This window comes from Micromonospora peucetia, from assembly GCF_900091625.1.
In the GTDB taxonomy this organism is placed as follows: domain Bacteria; phylum Actinomycetota; class Actinomycetes; order Mycobacteriales; family Micromonosporaceae; genus Micromonospora; species Micromonospora peucetia.
Genome location: NZ_FMIC01000002.1, coordinates 3,558,421 through 3,581,536 on the forward strand (window position 1 = coordinate 3,558,421; position 23,116 = coordinate 3,581,536).

17 protein-coding genes and 1 pseudogene are annotated in these 23,116 nt (G+C 72.8%); 13 read left to right on the plus strand and 5 right to left on the minus strand.

Annotated features, from left to right (window positions below; all coding sequences use genetic code 11):
* The first annotated feature begins 49 nt into the window (after positions 1-49).
* The 4 genes from GA0070608_RS16705 (at position 50) to GA0070608_RS16720 (ending at position 5,214) form a co-directional block, all read left to right on the plus strand.
* A complete protein-coding gene (locus GA0070608_RS16705; protein ID WP_091629036.1) occupies positions 50-886 on the plus strand; it encodes a siderophore-interacting protein in 837 nt (278 codons plus the stop codon).
* Between the two features lie 98 nt (positions 887-984).
* Positions 985-2,619 carry a BCCT family transporter gene (locus GA0070608_RS16710; RefSeq protein WP_091635297.1) on the plus strand — a complete coding sequence of 545 codons (1,635 nt, stop codon included), beginning with the start codon at positions 985-987 and terminating at the stop codon, positions 2,617-2,619.
* Between the two features lie 166 nt (positions 2,620-2,785).
* The gene (gene dnaG / locus GA0070608_RS16715; protein WP_091629039.1) at positions 2,786-4,678 is read left to right on the plus strand and encodes a DNA primase; all 1,893 of its coding nucleotides are present in this window, start codon (positions 2,786-2,788) and stop codon (positions 4,676-4,678) included.
* Positions 4,678-5,214: a hypothetical protein gene (locus GA0070608_RS16720; protein ID WP_091629041.1), complete on the plus strand. Its 537-nt coding sequence runs from the start codon at positions 4,678-4,680 to the stop codon at positions 5,212-5,214. Before dnaG ends, GA0070608_RS16720 begins: the two co-directional genes overlap by 1 nt.
* A 10-nt stretch (positions 5,215-5,224) precedes the next feature.
* Here GA0070608_RS16720 and GA0070608_RS16725 read toward each other — a convergent pair whose 3' ends face one another.
* The 5 genes from GA0070608_RS16725 to GA0070608_RS16745 all read right to left on the minus strand — a co-directional run bounded on the left by GA0070608_RS16725 (position 5,225) and on the right by GA0070608_RS16745 (position 12,325).
* A complete protein-coding gene (locus tag GA0070608_RS16725) occupies positions 5,225-6,196 on the minus strand; it encodes a TAXI family TRAP transporter solute-binding subunit (RefSeq protein ID WP_091629043.1) in 972 nt (323 codons plus the stop codon).
* Positions 6,193-6,585, minus strand: a complete 393-nt coding sequence (locus tag GA0070608_RS16730; RefSeq protein WP_091629045.1) for a roadblock/LC7 domain-containing protein — start codon at positions 6,583-6,585, stop codon at positions 6,193-6,195. Before GA0070608_RS16730 ends, GA0070608_RS16725 begins: the two co-directional genes overlap by 4 nt.
* Positions 6,582-9,023, minus strand: coding sequence for a sensor histidine kinase (locus GA0070608_RS16735; protein ID WP_091629047.1), 2,442 nt, complete (start codon positions 9,021-9,023; stop codon positions 6,582-6,584). The genes GA0070608_RS16730 and GA0070608_RS16735 overlap by 4 nt, the downstream gene beginning before the upstream one ends.
* Positions 9,024-9,092: 69 nt before the next feature.
* Complete coding sequence (locus GA0070608_RS16740) at positions 9,093-10,112, minus strand: TAXI family TRAP transporter solute-binding subunit (protein WP_091629049.1); 1,020 nt, start codon at positions 10,110-10,112, stop codon at positions 9,093-9,095.
* The gene (locus GA0070608_RS16745) at positions 10,109-12,325 is read right to left on the minus strand and encodes a TRAP transporter permease (protein WP_218107517.1); all 2,217 of its coding nucleotides are present in this window, start codon (positions 12,323-12,325) and stop codon (positions 10,109-10,111) included. Before GA0070608_RS16745 ends, GA0070608_RS16740 begins: the two co-directional genes overlap by 4 nt.
* A gap of 431 nt (positions 12,326-12,756) precedes the next feature.
* On the opposite strand from GA0070608_RS16745, the gene GA0070608_RS16750 reads away from it, so the two are divergent.
* From GA0070608_RS16750 to GA0070608_RS16790, 9 genes and pseudogenes are all read left to right on the plus strand, one after another.
* Complete coding sequence (locus GA0070608_RS16750; protein WP_091629052.1) at positions 12,757-13,689, plus strand: ABC transporter ATP-binding protein; 933 nt, start codon at positions 12,757-12,759, stop codon at positions 13,687-13,689.
* Between the two features lie 171 nt (positions 13,690-13,860).
* Entirely contained in the window at positions 13,861-14,403 is a 543-nt protein-coding gene (locus GA0070608_RS16755) for a hypothetical protein (protein WP_091629055.1), read from the plus strand.
* A 180-nt stretch (positions 14,404-14,583) separates the two neighbouring features.
* A complete protein-coding gene (locus GA0070608_RS16760; protein WP_091629059.1) occupies positions 14,584-15,390 on the plus strand; it encodes an ABC transporter permease in 807 nt (268 codons plus the stop codon).
* A 10-nt stretch (positions 15,391-15,400) separates the two neighbouring features.
* Positions 15,401-16,201 (plus strand): ABC transporter permease, encoded by an 801-nt coding sequence (locus tag GA0070608_RS16765; RefSeq protein ID WP_091629062.1) that lies wholly within the window; start codon positions 15,401-15,403, stop codon positions 16,199-16,201.
* A 178-nt stretch (positions 16,202-16,379) separates the two neighbouring features.
* Positions 16,380-17,480: a YihY/virulence factor BrkB family protein gene (locus GA0070608_RS16770; RefSeq protein ID WP_091635300.1), complete on the plus strand. Its 1,101-nt coding sequence runs from the start codon at positions 16,380-16,382 to the stop codon at positions 17,478-17,480.
* 542 nt (positions 17,481-18,022) lie between these two features.
* Entirely contained in the window at positions 18,023-19,201 is a 1,179-nt protein-coding gene (locus GA0070608_RS16775) for an ROK family protein (protein ID WP_091629064.1), read from the plus strand.
* Entirely contained in the window at positions 19,198-20,793 is a 1,596-nt protein-coding gene (locus GA0070608_RS16780; RefSeq protein ID WP_091629067.1) for a sugar ABC transporter ATP-binding protein, read from the plus strand. Before GA0070608_RS16775 ends, GA0070608_RS16780 begins: the two co-directional genes overlap by 4 nt.
* Positions 20,790-21,913 (plus strand): annotated as a pseudogene (locus GA0070608_RS16785) (ABC transporter permease). The gene GA0070608_RS16780 and the pseudogene GA0070608_RS16785 overlap by 4 nt, the downstream one beginning before the upstream one ends.
* 148 nt (positions 21,914-22,061) lie before the next feature.
* On the plus strand, positions 22,062-23,114 hold the full coding sequence (locus tag GA0070608_RS16790; protein ID WP_091629072.1) for a substrate-binding domain-containing protein: 1,053 nt from the start codon (positions 22,062-22,064) through the stop codon (positions 23,112-23,114).
* Positions 23,115-23,116: the final 2 nt, after the last annotated feature.

The following is a 23,116-nucleotide window of genomic DNA, read 5'->3' on the forward strand; positions in this document are numbered from 1 at the left end:
GCAGGATCGGGGGATGGGCGGCCGAGCCAACTTAGGTTAACCTAACCGCATGACGGAGCGCCCCATGAAGGTCACGACCGCCCGGGTACTGCGTACCGGGCGGCCCACGCCCCACCTGGTCCGGCTGGTGGTCGGCGGCGAGGAGTTGGACGGCCTGCCGGTGGGCGAGTTCACCGACCACTACATCAAGATCGTCTTCCCGGTGCCGGGCGTGGAGTATCCGAGCCCGATGGACCTCAACGCGATCCGTCGCGAACTGCCCCGGGACCAGTGGCCGCGGCAGCGCGCGTACACGGTGCGGGCCTGGGACGCGTCGGCCGGTGAGCTGACCGTCGACATCGTGCACCACGGCGACGCCGGGCTGGGCGGGCCGTGGGCAGCCGCGCTGCGCCCCGGCGACCCGGTGCGCTTCGTCGGCCCCGGTGGGGCGTACGCCCCGAGCCCGGACGCCGACTGGCATCTGCTGGTCGGCGACGAGAGCGCGCTGCCGGCCATCGCCGCCGCCCTGGAGCGGCTGCCCGCCGGCGCCCCGGCCACCGTGTTCGTCGAGGTCTCCGACCCGGCCGAGGAGCAGCAGCTGGCCAGCCCCGGCACGCTGAACCTGACCTGGCTGCACCGCAGCGACCGCCCCGTCGGGGAAGCCCTGGTCGCGGCCGTCCGCGCCCTGGAGTTCCCGCCCGGCGAGGTGCACGCCTTCGTCCACGGCGAGGCCACCTTCGTCAAGGAGTTGCGCCGCCTGCTCCGCGTCGAACGCGGCGTCTCCCGCGAGCGGCTCTCCATCTCCGGCTACTGGCGCCGGGGTCTCGACGACGAGGGCTGGCGCGCCAGCAAGTCCGACTGGAACCGGCAGGTGGAGGCCGAGGAGTCCGTCGCCGTCCCCGCCTGACCGGCCACCGACGTCCCTGAGCGGGCACCCGAGGGGCACGTTCGCCCGATAACGCCGTGTTCCGCCCCCGTCGCCCAGCAGGATGGGCGGGGGTGACCATGAGCGGGCAGGTACGGGACGGGGCGCAGGCCGTGGGCCGGGTCGACCGGCTGGTGCTGGTGCTCAGCGTCGGCGGCGTACTGGCCGTGGTGGCGTGGGGCGTGCTGGCCCGGGGATCCCTGGCCGGCTTCGGCGAGGCGGGCCTGGCCTGGGTCATCAGCACCTTCGGCTGGTTGTTCGTGGTGGCCGCCGACGCGTTCCTGGTGCTCGCGGTGATCATCGCGGCGACCAGGTTCGGCCGGATCCGGCTCGGCGCCGACGAGGACGAGCCGGAGTTCGACACGCTGGCCTGGGTCGCCATGATGTTCAGCGCCGGGATGGGGATCGGCCTGGTCTTCTTCGCCGTCGCCGAGCCCATCCAGCACTACGCGACGCCCCCACCGGCCACCGGCGTCGCACCGCAGACCGGCGCGGCCGGCGCGACGGCGATGCAGTACACCCTCTTCCACTGGACGCTGCATCCCTGGGGGATCTACGCGGTGGTGGCGCTCGCGCTGGCGTACTCGACCTTCCGCAAGGGCCGGGAGAACCGGATCTCCGCGGCTTTCCGTCCGGTGCTCGGTCGCCGGGCCGACGGGCCGATCGGGCGCGCGATCGACCTGCTGGCCGTCTTCGCCACCGTGTTCGGTTCGGCGACCAGCCTCGGCCTCGGCGCGCTCCAGGTCGCCGCCGGGCTCGACCTGGTGGCGGGCATCCGGAACACGACCACGGTGCAACTGGTCGTGATCGGCGCGCTCACCCTGGCCTTCGTGGTCTCCGCCTTCTCCGGGCTGCACCGGGGCATCAAGTGGCTCTCCACCACCAACGTGCTGTTGGCGGTGCTGCTGATGCTCTTCGTCTTCGTGGTCGGGCCGACCATCTACACGCTGGAGGTGCTGCCGGCCTCGGTCGGCGACTACCTGAGCAACCTGGTCTTCATGGCCACCCGCACCGGTGCCTTCTCCGATCCGTCGTGGCTCGGCTCCTGGACGATCTTCTACTGGGCGTGGTGGATCTCCTGGGCACCCTTCGTGGGCACCTTCATCGCCCGCATCTCCCGGGGCCGCACCGTCCGGCAGCTCCTCGTCGGGGTGCTGCTGGTGCCGAGCGGGGTCAGCGCGGTCTGGTTCGCGGTGATGGGCGGGAGCGCGCTGCGGGCGCAGGCCACCGGTGCCCGGGATCTGGTCGCCGACGTCGGGGCGGGCACCGAGCAGCCGCTCTTCGGCCTGCTGGACGAGCTGCCGCTGGCGACGCTGAGCAGCGTGCTGGCCATAGTGCTGATCGGGTTGTACTTCGTCACCAGCGCCGACTCGGCGTCGCTGGTGCTCGGCTCGCTGACCTCCCGGGGCGCGCTGCGCCCGCACCGGGTCCTGGTGGTGCTCTGGGGGGTGCTGATCGGCGCGGTGGCCGCCGTGCTGCTGCTGGTCGGCGGGCTGGACGCGCTGCAACAGGCGACCACCCTGGTCGCCCTGCCGTTCGTCGTGGTGATGCTCGGCCTGGCCGTCGCCCTGGTCCGGGACCTGGCCCGGGACCCGGCGGTCAACCCGCCGCCGCGGGTCCGCCGCTCCGGGCTCGCCGCCGCCGTGCGGGCCGCCCGGTCGTACGACGAGGAGGACCCGCCACCGGTACGGCGCTACCTGCGCCGCCCGCGCTGAACCGGCGCGCGCCCCCCGCTCGCCCGGGTGCCCGCCGATGCCCCCGGCCGGCCGGGCGTGACAACCGGTGGCGCTCGGTGCGTCGCGGGCGTGACCGCCGAGGTGACGGCGGTGGTCGTCACCCGTGGCGTCCCCCGGCGGCGCGGCGTCGGTGGGGCAGGGCAGGATGTACGCCGAGGGGGTGGCGGACATGGCTGGGCGGATCCGGGACGAGGACATCGCGCTGGTCCGGGAACGCAGCTCGATCGCCGACGTCATCTCCGAGACGGTGACCTTGAAGTCGGCCGGCGGCGGCAACCTCAAGGGGCTGTGCCCGTTCCACGACGAGAAGAGCCCGTCGTTCAACGTCTCGCCCGCCCGCAACGTCTGGTACTGCTTCGGCTGCGGCGCCGGCGGCGACGCGATCAAGTTCCTGATGGACGCCGAGCACCTCAGCTTCGTCGAGTCGGTCGAGCGGCTCGCCGACCGGGCCGGCATCCAGCTGCGCTACGTCGAGGGCGACTCCGCCGCGCCGCGCCCGCGCCCGCAGCACGGGCAGCGGCAGCGCCTCGTCGCCGCGCACGCCGCCGCCGTCGACTTCTACCGCGCCCAGCTCACCACCGCGGGCGCGCGCCCGGCCCGGGAGTTCCTGGCCCGGCGCGGCTTCGACCGGGCCGCCGCCGAGCGCTACGGCTGCGGCTTCGCCCCGGACGCCTGGGACCTGCTCACCAAGCACCTGCGCCAGCAGGGCTTCAGCCACGACGAGCTGGTCACCGCCGGGCTGTCCCGGCCGTCGCGTTCCGGCACCCTGATCGACCGGTTCCGCCGCCGGCTGATGTGGCCGATCCGCGACCTCTCCGGTGACGTGATCGGCTTCGGCGCCCGCAAGCTCTTCGACGACGACGACGGCCCGAAATACCTGAACACCCCCGAGACGCCCATCTACAAGAAGTCACACGTCCTCTACGGCATCGACCAGGCCAAGCGGGAGATCGCCAAGCAGGGCAAGGTGGTCGTGGTCGAGGGCTACACCGACGTGATGGCCTGTCACCTGGCCGGGGTGCCGACGGCCGTGGCGACCTGCGGCACGGCGTTCGGCGCGGACCACATCGGCGCGCTGCGCCGGTTGCTGCTGGACACCGACGCCGTGGCGGGCGAGGTCATCTTCACCTTCGACGGGGACGCCGCCGGCCAGAAGGCCGCGCTGCGCGCCTTCGAGGACGACCAGCGTTTCGTCGGGCGCACCTTCATCGCGGTCAGCCCCGACAACATGGACCCGTGCGACCTGCGCCTGGCCAAGGGCGACCTGGCGGTCCGCGACCTGGTCGCCCGCCGCGAGCCGCTGGTCGACTTCGCGCTCCGCCACGTGATCAACCGGTACGACCTCGACACCGTCGACGGCCGGGTGGAGGCGATGCGCCGGGCCGCACCGCTGGTCGCCAAGCTCAAGGACCGGGAGAAGCGCCCCGAGTACGTCCGCAAGCTCGCCGGTGATCTCGGCATGGAGATCGAGCCGGTGCAACGGGCCGTGCTGGCCGCAGCGTCGGCCACGGCCGGGAGGGACGCCGCGCCGGCGCCCCGCCCCGCCCCGGCCGAGCCGGTCATCGACAACCCGCACTCGATGGTCGAACGGGAGGCGCTGAAGCTCGCCCTCCAGGAGCCGGTGCTGGCCGGGCCGATGTTCGACGCGGTCGAGGCGTCGGACTACCGGCACCCCGTACACGCGGCGGTGCGGGCGGCTGTCGCGGCTGCCGGCGGGGCCGCCACGGCGGCCGGCGGCGCGGTCTGGATCGAGTCGGTCCGCGACGCCTGCGAGGACCTGGCGGCCCGGGCGCTCGTCGGCGAACTGGCCGTGGAGCCGCTGCGCATCGACGGCGAGCCCGACCCGCGCTACGTCTCGGTCACCGTGGCCCGGTTGCAGTGGGGCTCGGTGACCAGCCGGATCAGGGACCTGAAGTCCCGGATCCAGCGGATCAACCCGGTCAACAACAAGGACGAGTACTTCGCCGCCTTCGGCGAGCTGCTCTCGCTGGAGCAGCACGCCCGGGCGTTGCGCGAGCAGGCCGCGGGAGGGCTGTGATGGGACTGTTCCGCCGCAAGCCGAAGCTGCCCCCGGCCGACCGGCCGCCGCTGGCCGCCGACGAGCGGGTGCTCGCCTGGGCGGCGGTCGGCGACGGCCAGGGCGACGGCGTGGTGGTGGCCAGCAACCTCGGGCTCTGGCTGCCCGGCCGGGCGCACCGGCTGGGCTGGCACGACGTCCTCAAAGCGGTCTGGTCCGGCCGGGAACTGACGGTGACGCCGGCCGAGCGGCTCGCCGAGCGCGACAGCTATCTGGTGGTGGCCGACTGCCCGGCCGAGAGCTACCTGCTGCTCGACCCGGGGGAGCTGCCACACCAGGTGCGGGAGCGGGTCACCCGGTCGGTGGCGTACACCCGGCACCATCCGGTGCCCGGTGGCGCCGGCCGGGTCGCGGCGCGTCGGGTGCCGGGGGTGGACGGCCTCACGTGGACGGTCCGTTTCGACCCCGGCACCCCGACGGACGACCCCGAGGTGTTCGCCGAGACGGACCGCCTCGTGGCGGACGCCCGCGCCGCCACCGCCCCGGCGGACGTCTGACCGGCGCGGCTCACCCGCTCTGGTAGAACCGGGCGGCCCCCGGGTGCAGCGGAATCGGGTCGGTGCCGGCGGCGCTCTGCTGGGTGAAGTTGCCGCCCTCCCGGTGCACGCTGACCAGGTCCGCCTGGTAGGTGAAGAGCAGCCGGGTCAGGTCGTACGCCAACTGGTCGGGCATGTCGGCGTTGACCAGGATGACGTTCGCCACCGTGACCGTCGGGGTGTCGCTCTTCGTCTTGTAGACGTCCTTCGGCAGCTCCGCCGTGGTGTAGACCGATCCGTGCCGCGCGGTGAGCGGCTCCATCAGGTCGACGAGCGGCAGCAGTGCGTACGTGCCGGGGGCGCTGGAGATCAGGTCGGCGATGCCCGGCGTGGGCAGGCCACCGGAGAAGAACATCGCGTCGAGCGTGCCGGCCCGCATCCGCGTCACCGTCTCCGGCAGGGACAGCGTGGCCCGGCGGACGTCCCGGTCCGGGTCGAGCCCGGCGGCGGTCAGCAGGCGCCCGGCGATGATGTCCGTGCCGGACTTCGGCGAACCGGTGGAGACCCGCTTCCCGCGCAGCTCCGACAGCTTGGTGATCTCCGCGTCGGCGCGGACGATCACGTGGGTGTAGTTGCTGTAGACCCGGGCCAGCGCCCGGACCGGCTGTGGCTGGCCCTCGAAGGCCCCACGCCCCTGAACGGCGTCCGCCGCCGTGTCGGCGAGACTGAAGGCGATCTCCATGTCGCCGCTGGCCAGCCGGTTGACGTTCTCCACCGACGCTCCGGTCGGCTCGGCCCGCGCCTCGTAGCCGGGCAGGTGGCGGGTGATCACGTCCGCGTAGCCGCCGCCGAGCTGGTAGTAGACGCCGGTGGTGTTGCCGGTGGCGAGGAAGATCCGGCCGTCGTGCCAGGGCTGTGGCCCGGCCTCGTCCGTGCCGCAGCCGGCGGCGGCGAGCATGGTCGCCAGCAGGGCCGCCAACAGCCGGGAGGGCCGTCCGGTCACGCCCGGACCGCCGGCTCCAGGGCCTCCGCGACCCGCTGGACCAGCATGGCGGTCTCGTAGCCGATCTGGCCGAGGTCACAGCCGGGTGCGGCGAGCACCCCGACGAGCGCGCGCTCGCCGACCGCCATCACCAGCAGCACGCCGCCGTCCATGTCGACGATCTGCTGGCGGACCCGGCCGGCCGACATCAGCCGGGCGGCACCGATGGTCAGGCTGGCCAGGCCGCTGATCACGGCGGAGAGCTGGTCCACCTGGTCGGTCGCGAGATGGGGCGAGGCCGCCAGCCGCAGCCCGTCACCGGAGACCGCGAGGGCGTGCGACACGTCCGGCACCTGCTCGGCGAAGTTGGCCAGGAGCCAGTCCAGGCCGGCGCTCACGGATGGGGTCATGGGGTTCTCCTGGGGGGTGTTGTCTGGGTACGTCGGGTCGCGGCGGCCACTCCCTCGGCGAGCGAGGAAAGCCGGGACCGTACGACCTCGGGGTCGAGCAGGTCACCCGCCGGACGCGCCAGCGGGGCCTCGTGCAGCGGGGCCGGCAGCTGGCCGCCCCGGGTGCGGCGGGGCAGCCCGGCCCCGGTGACCGGGGGCGGGGTCGACGCGGCGTACGGCGGCGCGGTGCCGCCGGCCGGCCCGGTCGCTCGCGCGCCGAGCACCGGGAGCGCGACCGTCGGCGCGTGGTGGACGCTGGCCAGGTCGGGCAGGGCGGCGGGGTCACCGGTCCCGGTCCGGGGCCGGAACCAGGCGGTCTGCGCGGCGGCGACCGGCGCCTGCGTGCGCACGCCGGGCCCGGGCGGCGGCGTCTGCACGCGAACCTGCGGGACGGGTGGCGCCTGCGCGCGCATCTCCAACGCGACCGGTGCCGGCGTACGCGCCTCCTGGGCGGGGCGCGGGGCGACCGCCTCGACGCGGGTCAGGGCCGACTCCGGGATGTCGACCTGCGCGACGGTGCCCGCGCCGCTGTTGCGCAGCTGCACCCGGACCCCGTGCCGGGCCGCCAGGTGGGCCACCACGTGCAGGCCCATGCTGCCGGCCGAGGCGCTGGAGAGCATCGCGGGAGCGAGCAGCCGCTCGTTGATCGTGGCGAGCCGGCTGTCGCTGATGCCGATGCCCTGGTCGTGCACGCGCAGTGTGAGGCCGTCGATCGTGCGCCGGCCGTCGACGTGCACCGGGGAGTCCGGCGGGGAGTAGACGGTGGCGTTCTCCAGCAGCTCGGCGAGGAGGTGGACCAGGTTGCCCACTGCGGTGGCGTGCACCGCGGCGGTCGGCACGTCCATCTCCACCCGCGGGTAGTCCTCGATCTCCGAGGCGGCCGCCCGGACCACGTCGGCGAGCAGGTGGGCGCCGTCGTGCGTACGGCCGGGCTCCCCGCCGGCGAGGACCAGGAGGTTCTCCCCGTTGCGCCGCATCCGGGCGGCGAGGTGGTCCAGCGCGAAGAGCCGGGCCAGCGCGTCCGGGTCGGTCTCCTCGCGTTCGAACTCGTCGAGCAGCCGCAGCTGCCGGGTGATCAGGGTACGGATGCGCCGGGCCAGGGCCTCGGCCATCCGGGTCACGTCCATCCGGACCTCGGCCTGCTCACCGGCCAGGCGTAGGGCCGCCCGGTTGACCGTGTCGAAGGCCTGGGCGACCTGGGCGATCTCGTCCCGGCCCTGCCCGATGCCGGCGGTCAGCCGGGTGGCCGCGCCGTCGGCCGGCGCGCCGTCGCCGGCCGCGATCGCGGTGATCCGCTCCGGCAGTTCGCGGTGTGCCATGGTGAGTGCCGCCACCCGCAGCCGGCGCAGCCGACGGCTGGTGCGGACGGCGAGCAGCACGGCGGCGGTCAACGAGGCCAGTGCGACGGCGGTGGTCGCGCCACCGGTGGCCAGGGCCCGCTGTTGGGCGTCCCGGGCCAGGCCGGCGGCCTTGCGGTCGAGTTCCTCCGAGAGTTCCCGGCCGAGCAGGTTGTACCGCCGGATGGCCCCGCTCTGGGCCACGTACCAGGCGTCGCCGTCGGTCCTCAGCCCGGCGGGCTCGGTCTCCACGTTGAGCGCGCTGTCGCGCATCCGCCGGGCGGTGGAGACGTCGGTGCCGGCCACCAGCCGGGTGTACGTGTCCGCCGCCGACCGGCCGGCGATCCGGGAGAACTCGGCCTGGCGCTGCTCCTGCGCGCCCCGCAGCTGGCCGAGGCGGACCAGTTCCCCGTTCGCCAGCGCGCCCCGTACGAAGACGGTGCGCAGCAGGTCGCGTTCCACGGCGGCGAGGTGCTCCTGGGCGGCCACCGAGGCCACCTCCCGCGCCCCGTTGGCCAGCTCCAGGTCGCGGAGCTGGGCCGGCAGCGCGTCGGCGACGGCGAGCAGCGACTCGACCAGCGACAGGTAGGTCGGGTCGGCGGTGGTGCCGCCCAGCGCGGACCCGCGGGCCGGTTCGAGCTGGCCGAGCTGCGCGTCTGCGCCGTCGAGCACCTGGCGAAGGTCGGGGGCGGCCCGGCGGGCGTCCCGGCTGGAGTCGCGGTACCGCTCGACGGACGTGTCGACCCGCCGTCGCTGCGCGTCGACGAGGGGACGCCCGGCGGTGCCGCCCCGCTGGCGCAGGGCCGCCGTCTCGCCGAGTTCCCGTTCCAGCTCGTGGACCAGGCGCACGGTGGCGGTCGCGGTACCGGCCAGCACCCGGGCGCGGTCCGCGTCGTCGGAGGCGTCCAGGGCGGTGGCGGTCTGGGTCGCCCCCAGCACCACCAGGCCGACCGTGGCCACCAGGATGGGCGCGAGCAGTTGGGTGCGTACCGACCACAGGCGGTCGGTGTGGTCGGCAGGCCGGTGGTGCCGGCGTACGCGGCCGGTGGTGGGGAGCGACACTCGGGCCTTCCGGGGGGTGTGGTCGGGGGTGCCGGGTCCGGGCGGGCGGCCCGGACCCGGCACCGAGGATCAGCTGGCGCCGAGGTCCTGCAACGCCTTGGCCGCGCCGCGGTGCAGCGGTACGGGGTCGGTCTTGCGGGCGTTGTCCAGGCTGATGCCCTTGGCGGCCGGGTTGGCCTGGGCCAGGGCGTCCTTCTTGTCGAACACGGTGCGGGCGATCGCGCAGGCCACGTTCGCGTTGAGGTCCTTGCGGACCAGCAGCACGTTCGGCACCACGATGGTCGGGGTGGCCGCGGCGGTCTTGTAGATGTCCGCGGCGATGGTCCCGGCCTGGTACGCCGGGTTGATCTCGGCCATCTTCGGCAGCAGCGGGGTGATGTCGATGAACTTCACCTTGTCCCCGGCGGTGGTGAACAGGTCCGTCAGGCCGCCCGTGGGCACCCCGCCCGACCAGAACAGGCCGTCGATGCTGCCGTCCTTGACACCCTCGACGGTCTTGGTCAGGTCGAGCCGCTGTGCCTGGACGTCCTTGGCCGGGTCGAGGCCGGCGGCCTCCAGCAGCCGGTTGGCGATGACCTCGGTGCCGGACTTGGGTGAGCCGGTCGAGATCTTCTTGCCCTTCATGTCGGCGACCGAGTTGATCCCCGAGTCGGCCCGGACGACGACCTGCGTGTAGTTGTCGTAGATCCGCGCGAGTGCCTCGACCGGCTGCGGGGCCGTGAAGGTGCCCTTGCCCTGCACCGCGTTGACCGCCGTGTCGAAGAGCGAGAAGGCGACGTCGTACTGGCCGCCGACGAGCTGCTCGATGTTCTGCACCGAGGCGCCGGTCTCGGCGGCGGTGCCGGTCAGCTTGCCCTCGGTCGCCCCGGAGAGCTGAGTGGCCAGGGCGTTGCCGACCACGTAGTAGACGCCGGTGGCGTTGCCGGTGGCGATGCCGACACGGGTGCTGTCGGTGACCTTGCAGGTGATCTCACTGGCGGCGTCGTCCTTGGTCGCGCCGTCCTGCCGGCCTCCGCAACCGGTGGCGCCCGTCGCGACGAGGGCCAGCACACCAATCCCCGCTGCGATCCGCACGTTGATCCGTCTCACTGTTCTTCCTCCCCATGGTTCACCGTTGGTCCTGCTGACGGTCCGCCGGTCCGGCCGGCGGAACCGCGTCTGACGAGCACACCCGCCACCATGACGGCAGCCAGGACGGCGCCGATCGCGACGGGCACGGGTTCGAGCCAGAGCAGCGTCAGTCCGGCGAGCGCGCCGAGAATCCGCTCCGGGGTGCCGGCCGGGCCGACGCCGGGCAGCCAGCCGCCCGCCGCCACCGCCAGCACGGCGACGCTGAGCGCGGCGATCGTCGCGGCGACGGCGATCCGCTGCGGGCCCCCGATACCGAGCAGCCCGAGGCCGGTCGGGGTGACCACGAAGGCGAGCGGGATGAGGTAGGCCGGCAGGGCGTACCGCAGGGTCTGCCACATGGTCGGCACCAGCCGGCCGCCGGTCACCGCGGCGGCGGCCACCGCGGCGAGCGCGGTCGGTGGGGACGCCTCGGACAGTACGGCGAAGTAGAAGACGAACATCGCCGCGGCGGGCGCGCTGACGCCCAGGTCCAGCAGGGCCGGGCCGATGATCACCCAGCCGATCACGAACGAGGCGGTGACCGGCACGGCCAGCCCGAGCAGGGTGAGGGCGACGGCGGCGAGCAGCGCGGTGAGCGCCAGCACCACGGCCGGCTCGGAGCTGACGGCCTGGGCGCCGCTGACCAGCAGCGCAGCCGCCTGGGGGCCGAGGCCGGTCTTGGTGGTGGTGGCGGTGATGATGCCCGCGGCGGCGCAGACCGCGCTCACCGCGAGCACCCCGCGCACCCCGGCGCTCAGCGCGGCGAGCAGGCGGGCCGGGGTGAGCCGGTGCCGACGGTCGAGGAAGGACAGCACGGCGGCCAGGATGGTGGCCAGCACCACGGACCTCGTCGCGGAGAAGCCGACGGCGAGCAGCCCGACGATCGCGAAGAGCGAGAGGAAGTGGTAGCCGAACCGGGCCAGCAGTTGACCGGCGGAGGCCGTGTCGATGACGACGGGCCGCACGCCCGAGCGCCGGGCGTCGATCTCCACCGCGAGAAGGATGCCGAGGTAGTAGAGCACCGTCGGGACGGTGGCCCAGCCGAGCACCTGGAGGTATGACACGCCGAGGTACTCGGCGATGATGAAGGCCGCCGCGCCGAGGGTGGGCGGGGAGAGGATCGCCCCGACGCCGGCCGCGGCGAGCATGCCACCTGCCCGCTCCGGCGGGTAGCCGGCCCGCTTGAGGACGGGCCAGGTGACCGCGCCGATGCTGACCGTCGTCGCCGCGCCGGACCCGGAGACGGTGCCGAGCAGGAACCCGGAGGCGACGGCCGTGCGCCCGGCGGCCGTGCGCGAGCGCCGGAAGGCGGCGGCGGACAGCTCCACGAAGAACCGGCCGGCCCCGGAGAGGTCCAGCACCGCGCCGTAGATGGTGAACAGCACGATGTACGTCGCCGCGACGTCGAGCGGGGTGCCGTAGAACCCGCTGTCGGAGTTGTAGAGGCCGTCGACGATCTGCCCGAAGTCGAGGCCCGCGTGGGCCACCGGCCAGGACTGGGGCAGCAGGCCGCCGTAGTAGCCGTAACCGAGGAAGACCACGCAGACCGCCGGCAGGATCCATCCGGTGGTGCGCCGGCACGCCTCCAACAGCAGGAGCAGCAGGATGGTGCCCATCGCCACGTCCATGCCGACCAGCAGGCCCTGCCGATCGAGGAAGGCGTCGTACCCGCCGCCGCCGTCGGCCAGGCCGACGGGCAGCACCGGGTAGAGGCAGCTGACCAGCGCCGCGACGGCAAGGAGCCAATCCAGCAGGGTGGGGCCCCGGTGCCTGGGTCGCTCCGTGGGCGGGGCGTCGGTCGGCTCGTCGGCACCCGTGCGGCGCAGTCGCCGGGGCAGTCGCAGATCCGCCGGGTACGCCAGGAAGACCATCGGCAGGATGCCGGCCAGGAAGATGATGAGGTAGAACTTGCTCCCCTGCGGCAGCGGATTGAACACCTGCCAGAGCGCGAGCAGCGCGATAGCCAACGTCGTTCCGGTGACCAGCACGCCGATCGGACCGGCGAGTTCCCGTCCGGGTTTCTCGTCCTCGAACTGCGCGGCGAGTTCGCGTGGATCGGGTGCGGCGCCGTCTGGATCGGTCCGATCGTCCGCCTCGGGTGGCAACGAAACCGGGCCGTTGTCCGGAATGGACAGTGGGCCCACTGTGGACGGCTGTGGGGTGGACTCGCCGGAGGAACGCACTGGTGGCACGAGGGGGCACGATACGCGAATAACATACCGGGCGGAATATTGCTGATCACGATTGCAGTCAGTAATGAAATGGAACTCTCGACTACGGAGAGAGACCACAATCAAATCCGGGCATACAACAAGGGTGTACGCCGTAATTGGTAATAATGCGGCAAGCCGCGAGCGGGTTGCAGCCGATCCGTCCACTCTGGTCCGGTAGTCGGGTGCACCTGGGCTCCCTGCCGGGTGCTGTCCCGGCATCGGTGGCGCTGAGCGGGCCATGACGCAGCGTAGTTTTCGTCGCTCTCCGTCGCCAGATGCGGCCTGACCAGGGCGGCTTCACCCCTACCGCCCGACCCCAATCCTGCCGTCCGGTCCCACCCCTACCGCCCGGCGTCGGGTCCGGCCGGAATCCGGCGGGAGGTGTCGGATCCGGGGGCTATGGTCGGGCGGTGACCACGGCTCCACCACTCATCCAGGCGCGGGCGCTGGTGAAGCGGTTCGGCGACTTCACCGCCGTCGACGGCATCGATGTGGAGGTGCGAGCCGGCGAGGCGTTCGGCTTCCTCGGGCCCAACGGCGCCGGCAAGTCCTCCACCATGCGGATGGTCGGGTGCACCTCCCCGCCCAGCGGCGGCGAGCTGCGCATCCTCGGCATGGATCCGGTCCGCGACGGGCCGGCGATCCGGGCCCGCCTCGGCGTCTGCCCCCAGCTCGACAACCTCGATCCCGACCTCACCGTCCAGGAGAATCTCACCACCTACGCGCGCTACTTCGGCATCTCCCGCCGGGTGGCCCGGGCCCGGGCCACCGAGTTGCTCGACTTCGTCCAGCTCACCGAGCGGGCCGACAGCAGGGTCGAGCCCCTCTCCGGCGGCATGAAGCGGCGGTTGACCATCGCCCGCGCGCTGGTCAACGAGCCCGAGATCGTGCTGCTGGACGAGCCGACGACCGGCCTCGACCCGCAGGCCCGGCACCTGGTGTGGGAGCGGTTGTTCCGGCTCAAGCGGCAGGGCGTCACGCTGGTCCTCACCACGCACTACATGGACGAGGCGGAGCAGCTCTGCGACCGCCTGGTCGTGATGGACGGCGGGCGGATCGTCGCCGAGGGCTCGCCCCGCGCGCTGATCGACCGGCACTCCACCCGGGAGGTGGTGGAGCTACGCTTCGCCGCCGAGTCGCAGGAGGCGTTCGCCGGCAAGCTCGACGGGCTGGGGGAGCGGGTCGAGGTGCTGCCCGACCGGATCCTGCTCTACGTGCCCGACGGCGACGCGGCGGTCGCCGAGGTCGGCGGGCGGGGGCTGCACCCGGCCAACGTGCTGGTCCGGCGCAGCAGCCTGGAGGACGTCTTCCTCCACCTCACCGGCCGCACCCTGGTCGACTGACCGGGCGGGCGCGTCCGGGGCGCTACCGCCGGAAGGCCGGTGGTGACCGCTGCCGGGAAGGCCGGTGGTTGCGGGCGCCCGGAGGGCCGGCGGGTGCGGCGGCGATGGCCGTTACGTAGCATCGGCGGGCCGGCGGCACCCCGTCCGTCCGGCGACGCGCACGGGGGTGTCATGTCGAGCATCGAGTTTCAGTCCCGCCGCCAGGCCGGGCTGACCGCGCTCTACCTGGGTGTCTTCGCGACGATCTGGTTCAGCGTGCCGGCCGCCGACCAGCCGCTGCGTGCCCTGCTGGTGGTCGCGAGTGGTGCGGCGCTGGTCACGGCGGTGGTCGGCGCCGTCGTGGTGGCCCGGAGCCGGCAAGCCGGTGACGTCGCCCGGGACGCTGCCGCCGACCGTCGTTACCTCCTGATCGTCCTCGCCGAGTTCGCCGCCGCCGGGCTCGGCGCCGTGGTGCTTTCCCTCGCCGGGTGGTCGGAGTTCATCCCCGTGCTGATCTGTGCCGTGGTGGGGCTGCACTTCTTTCCCCTCGTCCCGGTGCTGCGCGACCCGCGGCTGTGGCTGCTCGGGGCGGCGATGTGCGTCGTCGCCCTGGCCGGGCTGGTCACCGCGCTCGCCTCGGCGGTGTCGGCGGGGCTCGTCGTCGGCACCGGCGCCGGGCTGCTGCTGCTCGGCCACGCGGTGCTGGCGCTGCTCAGCACGGCCCGGCAACGCTGATCCCAGGGCGGCGCGCCGAGCCTCGCCGGAGGTGAGAGGCGACGACAGGGCGACGGTTCGCCGTAGGGTGGCGGCTGATCGCCGGACGGGGTGACGGTGGATCTCGACCCGTACGGCCTGTCGTACCCGCGAGGTAGGAATGCCGTGGTGGACGGACGCCGAGCGAGGCGGGGTGGTCGGGTGAGTGCGGGGCGGTCGGCGCGGGAACGGGCACGGCCGGCGCTGCCACGGGTGCCGGCGGTGGTGGTGTTGGCGCACCATCTGGTCGGCTACCGGCGCACCTGGCGGGCCGGGATCTTCTCGTCGTTCCTGTTGCCGGTGCTGACCGTGCTCGGGTTCGGGGTCGGTGTCGGCTCCTACATCGACCAGGGCATCGGCGGGGTGAGCTACCTCGACTGGATCGTGCCCGGCCTGATCGCCTCCACGGCGTTGCAGACGGCCGTCAGCGAGTCGACGTGGCCGGTGTTCGGCAACTTCCAGTGGGTCAGGACCTACTTCGCGCAGAGCGCGGCGCCGCTGCGGGTGGGCGACATCCTCAGCGGGCACCTGGCCTTCGTGGTGTTCCGGGTGCTCATCACCATCGCGGCGTTCCTGCTGGTGACAGCCCTTTTCGGCGCGCTGCGCGCGCCGTGGGCCGTCGCCGTGCTGCCGGTGGTGGCACTGCTCGGGCTGGCGGTCGCCGCGCCGACCTTCGCGTACGCGGCGGTGGTCTCCGTCGACAGTTGGTTGGCGATGCTGCTCCGCTTCGCGGTGATCCCGATGACGCTGTTCGCCGGCGTTTTCTTCCCCGTCGAGTCGTTGCCCCTGGCGCTGCGCTGGCTGGCGTACGCCACCCCGCTCTGGCACGGCGTCGAGCTGTGCCGGGCGGCGACACTCGGCGTCGCTCCGCAGTGGTCGGTCGCCGGCCACCTGCTCTACCTCGCGGCCTGGGCGGTCGCCGGCTGGCTGCTGGCCCGCCGCGCGTTCCGTCGCAGGCTGGTCGTCTAGGAGGGTCGCCGTGGTCGGTCTGCTCCTGCCCCGACTGGTCGCCGCGTCCCGCCGGTCGGTCTCCGTGGCCGAGCGCAACGTGGCGGCCCTGAAGGCCGTCTACTGGCTGCTGCTCGTCTCCGGTTTCGTGGAGCCGCTGCTCTACCTGCTCTCCATCGGTGTCGGGGTGGGCGCGCTGGTCGGCGACCTCACGCTGCCCGGCGGCGAGGTCGTCACCTATGCGGCGTTCGTCGCGCCGGCCATGCTCGCGTCCTCGGCGATGTCCGGCGCGCTGTCGGAGACGACCTTCAACTTCTTCGGGAAGATGAAGCAGATGAAGCTGTACGACGGGGTGATCGCCACCCCGGTACGGCCGTTCGAGATCGCGCTGGGGGAGCTGATCTGGGCGATGCTGCGCGGCAGCGCCTACTCGGCCGCCTTCCTCGTGGTGATGGTGGTGATGGACCTGACCACCGTGGCACGGGCGCTGGTCGCCTTTCCGGCGGCGGTGCTGGTCGGCTTCGCCTTCGGCGCGCTGGGAATAGCGCTCACCACCTTTTTGCGCAGCTGGCACGATTTCGACCTGATCGCGGCGGCCCAGTTCACCCTCTTCCTCTTCTCCGGCACGTTCGTCCCCGCCGAGTCCTACCCGTCCGGGCTGCGCTGGGCGGTGGAGGTGACCCCGCTCTACCGCGCGGTGCACCTGATCCGGGGCGTCTCGGTGGGTGCGGCCGGCTGGGGATGGGTGCTCGACGTGCTCTACCTGCTCGCGGCGGTGGCCGTGGGGCTGCTGGTCGCCTCGCGCCGGATGGGCAGGTTGCTGTACCCGTAGGTGGTTAACCCTGGCCGCCGCCGGGGCATGTCGAGAGGACTGACGCCTATCACGAGGAGGGGCGATGGCCTCCGACGAGTCTTCCGCCCGCAGCGGGCGCGACCGCGACCGCGACGATTCCGGGGCGGTTGCCGCCGGCCGGGCGGGCGACCGCGGGACGGGTCGCGCCGACGGGGGGATGGGTCGTGCCGCCGACCGTGCGACGGGTCGTGCCGCCGACCGTGCGACGGATCGCGCCGCCGACCGCGTGACGGGTCGCGCCGACCGGAGGAACGAGTCCGGGAGTGCCGAGCGGCACCCGGGACGCCGCCCGGTCGGGCCCGACGAGGGCCCCGACAGCCCGACCGAGCTGCCGGGCACCGGCTGGAAGGCGGCGCTGCGCCGCACGGTGCGGGAGTTCCAGGACGACAGCCTGACCGACTGGGCGGCTGCCCTCACGTACTACGGGGTGCTCTCCATCTTCCCCGGCCTGCTGGTGTTGATCTCGATCCTCGGCCTGCTCGGCCCGGGCGCGACGCAGGGCGTCAAGGACACCGTCAACCAGGCCGTCCCGCAGGGGGAGATCCGGCAGATCGTGGAGGGCGCGATCGACCAGGCGCAGCAGAGCGGCGGGTTCGCCGGCCTCGCCGCCATCCTCGGTCTGCTGGCCGCGTTCTGGTCGGCGTCGGGTTACATCGCCGCGTTCATGCGCGCCTCCAACACCATCTACGACGTGCCGGAGGGGCGTCCGATCTGGAAGACGCTGCCGATCCGTGTCGGGGTGACCGCGGTGATCGGCGTGATGCTGCTGGCCAGCGCGGTGATCGTGGTCTTCACCGGCGGCCTCGCCGAACAGGTTGGAGAGGCGATCGGGCTGGGCTCCACGGCGGTGACCGTGTGGAACATCGCCAAGTGGCCGGTGCTGCTACTCCTGGTCAGCCTGATGTTCGCGATCCTCTACTGGGCGTCGCCGAACGCGAAGCACGGCGGCTTCCGCTGGGTCAGCCCCGGCGGCGTACTGGCCGTGGTGATCTGGCTGGTGATCTCGGGCCTGTTCGCGTTCTACGTCAGCAACTTCGGCTCGTACAACAAGACATACGGGGCGCTCGCCAGCGTGATCATTTTCCTGGTCTGGCTGTGGCTGAGCAACATCGCGATCCTCCTCGGCGCGGAGTTCGACGCCGAGTTGGAGCGCAGCCGCGCCATCGAGGCGGGACACTCCCCGGACGAGGAGCCGTACGTCGAACTGCGCGACGACCGCAAGCTCAAGAAGAAGCGCAACGCGGCCACCCCCCGCTAGCCACCCGCCCCGTCCCCGTCCCCGTCCTCGCCTGCGCCCCCGTTCCCCGCCCCGCACCCCCCGCCCGTGCCCCCGTACCCCCCGCCCGTGCCCCCGCGCCCCGCCCGTGCCCCCGCGCCCCGTCCGCGCCCCCGCCCCCGTCTCGCCCCGCCCGATCTTCCCGCCCCGCCTCCGCCCGCCCTTTCCCGCGATCTTGCACTTGTGGCCTCCTCTTTGCCCTGATATGCGAACTATGTACGGGCATAAAGTGCAAGATCGCGGAGGCTGGGCGGAGGCGGGGCGAAAGAGCGGGCGGGGCGGGGGCGGTCGCGGAGGCGCAGGGGCGGGGCGGGGACGGTCGCGGAGGTCCCGGGGGTGGGAAGGGCTGGGGAGGGCTGGGGAAGGGGTTTTTCTTGGGCTGGCGAGGGCTTTTGTCTGAGGGGACAAAAGTTCGTTTCAAATCGGCTGAAGCTCTGGACATGTGACGCGTAGCACTTCTACTGTGTCGGCACGACATCTCGGCATTGCGTCGATGTGAACGAGCCCGCGAAGAGGTGAGTCCGGTGCGCACGGTCGACCCCCTGCACGTACGGCTGCTGCGGCTGCTCCGCGACGAGGGGGCGGTGTCCCGGGCCGAGTTGGGCGCCCGGTTGCAGATGCCGCGTCCCCGGTTGCTGGCGGAGCTGGAGCGGCTCGTCAGCCTCGGCTACGTCGCTGAGGCGGGGCTGGCCGCCTCCCGGGGCGGTCGCCGCTCCACCCTGGTCGAGCTGAGCCCGCGCCTGCGCTTCGCCACGGTCGACCTCGGTGCCAGCTCCATCGACGTCGAGGTGGTCAACGGCCGGCTGGAGCCGGTCGCCGCGTACGCCGAGCCGGCCGACATCCGCACCGGCCCGAAGGTGATCCTCCAACGGGTCAACGAGCTGCTGCACAAGGCCAGGGTGGACGGCGCCTACGAACGGCTCGACGCTGTCGGCATCGGGGTGCCCGGCCCGGTCAGCTTCCGCGACGGCGTGCCGGTCTCCCCGCCGATCATGCCGGGCTGGGACCGGTTCCCGGTGCGCGAGCTGCTCACCCGCGAGCACGGCTGCCCGGCGGTGGTCGACAACGACGTCAACATCATGGCGATCGGGGAGCGGCACGGCGGGGTGGCCCACTCCGTGGACGACTTCCTCTTCGTGAAGATCGGCACCGGAATAGGGTGCGGGATCCACCTCAGCGGCGAGGTCTACAGGGGCACCGACGGCTGCGCCGGGGACATCGGCCACATTCAGGTCGACGCGCACGGTCCGATGTGTTCCTGCGGCAACATCGGCTGCCTGGAGGCGCTGTTCAGCGGTGCCGCGCTGGCCAGGGACGCGACCGTCGCGGCGCGCGCCGGCACCTCGCCCGCGCTGGCCGAGCGGCTCGCCACAAGGGGCGCGCTGACCGCCCGGGACGTCGCCGAGGGTGCCGGCGAGGGGGACGTCACCTGCATCCAGCTGATCCGCGACGGGGGTCGACGGGTTGGTGGGGTCCTGGCCGGTCTGGTCAGCTTCACCAACCCGTCGATGATCGTGATCGGCGGCGGGCTCGCCCAGCTCGGGCACATCCTGCTGGCCGAGATCCGCAGCGTGGTCTATCGCCGGTCGTTGCCGTTGGCCACCGGCAACCTTCCGGTCGTCCTTTCCGAGTTGGGGCCCCGCGCCGGCGTCGCCGGTGCCGCCGTGCTGGCCAGCGACGTGGCCTTCGCGGAGGCGTCATGAACGAGCAGAGTGCCGGCAGCAGCGAGCCTGAGGCCGGCGCCCCACTGGTCGAGGCCCCCGCCGACGCCGTCGCGGGCGAGGTGGTGCTGCGCCTCACCGACGTGGTCAAGACCTTCCCGGGCGTACGGGCCCTGGACGGGGTGCAGTTGGAGGTGCGGGCCGGCGAGGTGCACTGCCTGCTCGGGCAGAACGGCGCCGGCAAGTCCACCCTGATCAAGGTGCTGGCCGGGGTGCACCGGCCCGACTCGGGGCGCGTCGAGTGGCGGGGCGAACCGGCCACCTTCGCCAACCCGCAGGCCGCCATGCGCGCCGGCATCGCCACCATCTACCAGGAACTCGACCTGGTCGATGACCTCTCGGTCGCGGAGAACGCCTTCCTCGGCCACGAGCCGCGCCGGCTCGGCTTCGTCCGACGCGGCACCATGGCGCGGCGCACCCGGCAGATCCTCGGACGGCTCGGCCACGCCGAGATCGCGCCCGGGCGGATGGTCCGCGCGTTGCCCGCCGCCGGCAAGCAGATCGTCAGCATGGCCCGCGCGCTCTCGCACGAGGCCCGGCTGATCATCATGGACGAGCCGAGCGCCGTGCTGGCCCACGACGAGGTGGGCAACCTGTTCCGGATCATCCGTGAACTGACCGCGCAGGGCATCGCCGTCATCTACATCTCGCACCGGCTGGAGGAGATCCGCGAGATCGGTGACCGGGTCACCGTACTCAAGGACGGCCGGACCACGGCGGCGAACCTGCCGGCCCGCGACACCCCGACCCGCGACCTGGTCAGCCGGATGACCGGCCGCACCATCGAGTACGTCTTCCCGGACCGCCCGACCGGCGCGGCCGGCGGCGCGGAGCTGCTCGCGGTCGAGGGTTTGACCCGGGCCGGCGAGTTCGCCGACGTCTCGCTGCGGGTGCGGGCCGGGGAGATCGTCGGCATCGCCGGGCTGGTCGGCTCGGGTCGCTCCGAGCTGCTGGAGACCGTCTACGGCGCCCGCCGGGCCGAGGCCGGCACGGTGCGGATGGCCGGCAGGGCACTTCGGGCCGGCAGCGTCGGCGCGGCGGTACGGGCCGGGATGGGCATGGCCCCCGAGGAGCGCAAGAGCCAGGCGCTGCTGCTGGGCGAGCCGATCTACCGCAACGTCACCCTGGCCACCTTCGCCCGCTACGCCCGCGCCGGGTTCACCGACGCCGGGCGGGAGCGGGCCGAGGCGGACCGGATCGCCGAGAGCCTGGAGCTGCGCCCCCGCGATGTGCGCCGGCCGGTGCGCACCCTCTCCGGCGGCAACCAGCAGAAGGTGGTGGTCGGGCGCTGGCTGCTCGGCGACACCCGGCTGTTGCTGCTCGACGAGCCGACCCGGGGCGTCGACGTCGGTGCCCGGGCGGAGCTCTACCAGGTGATCCGAGGGCTGGCGGCGCGCGGCGTCGGGGTGCTGCTGGTCTCCAGCGAGGTCCCCGAGGTGCTCGGCCTGGCCGACCGGGTGCTGGTGATGCGGGAGGGGCGGGTCGTCCGCGAGGCCCCGGCCGGCGAACTCGACGAGAACAGCGTGCTCGACCTCGTCATGGCGGGGTCCCTGATGGAAGGCGCACCGGCATGACCGAGGGGACCACTCCCACTGCCGCGCCGGAGCGGGCGGCGCAGCTTCCGGCGCAGTCGCCGCCGGTGGACCCGGCACAGAGTGCGGCGGCCGTCGACAAGATGCCGGTGCCAGGCCGGATCTCCTGGTGGCGGGGGAAGGTGGCGAGGGCGCCCGCCGCAACCTGGCCCTGGTCGGCGTACTGGCCGTGCTCGTCGTGATCGGCGCGCTGACCCGCTCCGACCTGTACTCCAATCCGGACTGGGTGTGGGACAACGTCCTGAGCATCCTCAAGCTGGCGGCCGTGGTCGGGGTGGTCACCGTCGGGATGACCTTCGTGATCGTCGGTGGTGGCATCGACCTCTCCGTCGGCGCGATCGTCGCGCTGGCCGGGGTCTGGTGCACCACGGTCACCACCCAGAGCTACGGCGCCGGCGGCATGATCTTCAGCGCGCTCACCGTCGGGTTGGCGGTCGGCCTGGTCAACGGGCTGCTCATCTCGTACGGCCGGTTGGTGCCGTTCATCGCCACCCTCGCCATGCTGGTGGCGGCCCGAGGGCTCGCCGCCGAGATCTCCGACAAGCAGACCCAGGTGTCGGGCAACACCTTCATCAACGGTCTGGCCAGCAACGAACTGCTCGGCATCCCGTTGCTGGTCTACATCCTCGCCGCCGTGGTCGCCGCCGGCTGGGTGCTGCTCAACCGCACCACCTTCGGCCGGCGTACGGTCGCCGTCGGCGGCAATCCGGAGGCCGCCCGGCTCGCCGGCATCAACGTCCGGCGGCACACCGTGCTGCTCTACGGGCTCTCCGGCCTCTGCTGCGGCATCGCCGCCATCATGCTCACCGCCCAGGCCAACTCGGCGCAGGCGGCGATGGCGAACCTCTACGAGCTGGACGCGATCGCCGCCGCGATCATCGGCGGCACGCTGCTCAGCGGTGGGCGGGGCACCATCATCGGTTCCCTGCTCGGGGTGGTCATCTTCGCCACCATCACCAACCTCTTCGCCATCAACGGCCTCTCCACCGAGGCCCAGAACATGGTCAAGGGCGGCATCATCGTCGCCGCCGTCCTGGTCCAGCAGGTCCAGTTCCGCAGCCTCACCCAGTTCCTGGGCCGCAACCGGCTCACCAGCACCTGACCCGCACCGCACCGACCCGCACCGCACCGACCCGCACCGACCCCGCGCGGCATCCGGGCCACCTGAGCGACGGTGGCCGGGCACCGCACGCCCTCTTCCGTCCCGTACCGCGAGTTCTCCTCCACCACCGTCAACCCAGGAGGTCGTCATGACCCAGCACAGTCGCGACGTGTCGCGCCGCCGGCTGATCTTCGGCGGGGCCGCCGTCGGCGCCGGCGCGTTGCTCGCCGGCTGCACCAGCAACGAGACCCAGCCGACCGAGGCGCAGACCAAGGCGGCGGCGCCGGGCGGTAACAACGAGCCCGGCAAGCGGGTCGTCATCGGGTTCTCCGCACCGGCCGCCGACCATGGCTGGATCGCCGCCATCACCAACAACGCCAAGGCGCAGGCCGGGGCGTACTCCGACGTGGAGTTCAAGTCGGTGGAGGCCGGCGCGGACGCGGCAGCCCAGCGGGCGGCGCTGTCCACGCTGATCTCGCAGAAGCCGGACGTGATCGTGCTGCTGCCGCACGACGGCAAGGAGCTCAACGCGTTCGGCCTGGAGGCGATGAAGGCCGGCATCCCGGTGGTCAACCTGGACCGGGCCTTCCCCGACGCGCGGGCCTACCGGCTCCAGATCAAGGGCGACAACCACGGCATGGGCGTGGCCGCCGCCACCTACATGATCGAGCAGTTCAGGGCCAAGGGCGTCAGCAACCCGGTGATCGGCGAGATCGCCGGCATGGACGAGTTGGAGTTGACCCAGGAGCGGTCGAAGGGCTTCGTCGACACCCTGACGGCGAACGGCTTCAAGGTCGCCAACCGGCGGGCGGCCCGGTTCACGGCCGACTCCGGGCAACAGGAGGCGGCGCAGCTGCTCCAGGCCCTGCCGAAGATCGACGCGATCTGGAACCACGACGACGACCAGGGCATCGGTGTGCTGGCCGCGATCAGTCAGAGTGGCCGCAAGGAGTTCTTCATGGTCGGGGGCGCCGGCTCGAAGAAGGCGATGCAGGACATCCAGGCCGACAACACGGTGCTCAAGGCGACCGTGACCTACAGCCCGTCGATGGCCTCCTCGGCCATCTCCCTGGCGCGGCTGATCGGCCAGGACAAGGGCATGTCCGACCTGGTGGAACTCCAGGTGCCCAAGGAGATCATCCTCGCCTCCGAGACGATCACCAAGGAGAACGCGGGCGACTACCTCAAGCTCGGGTTCTGACA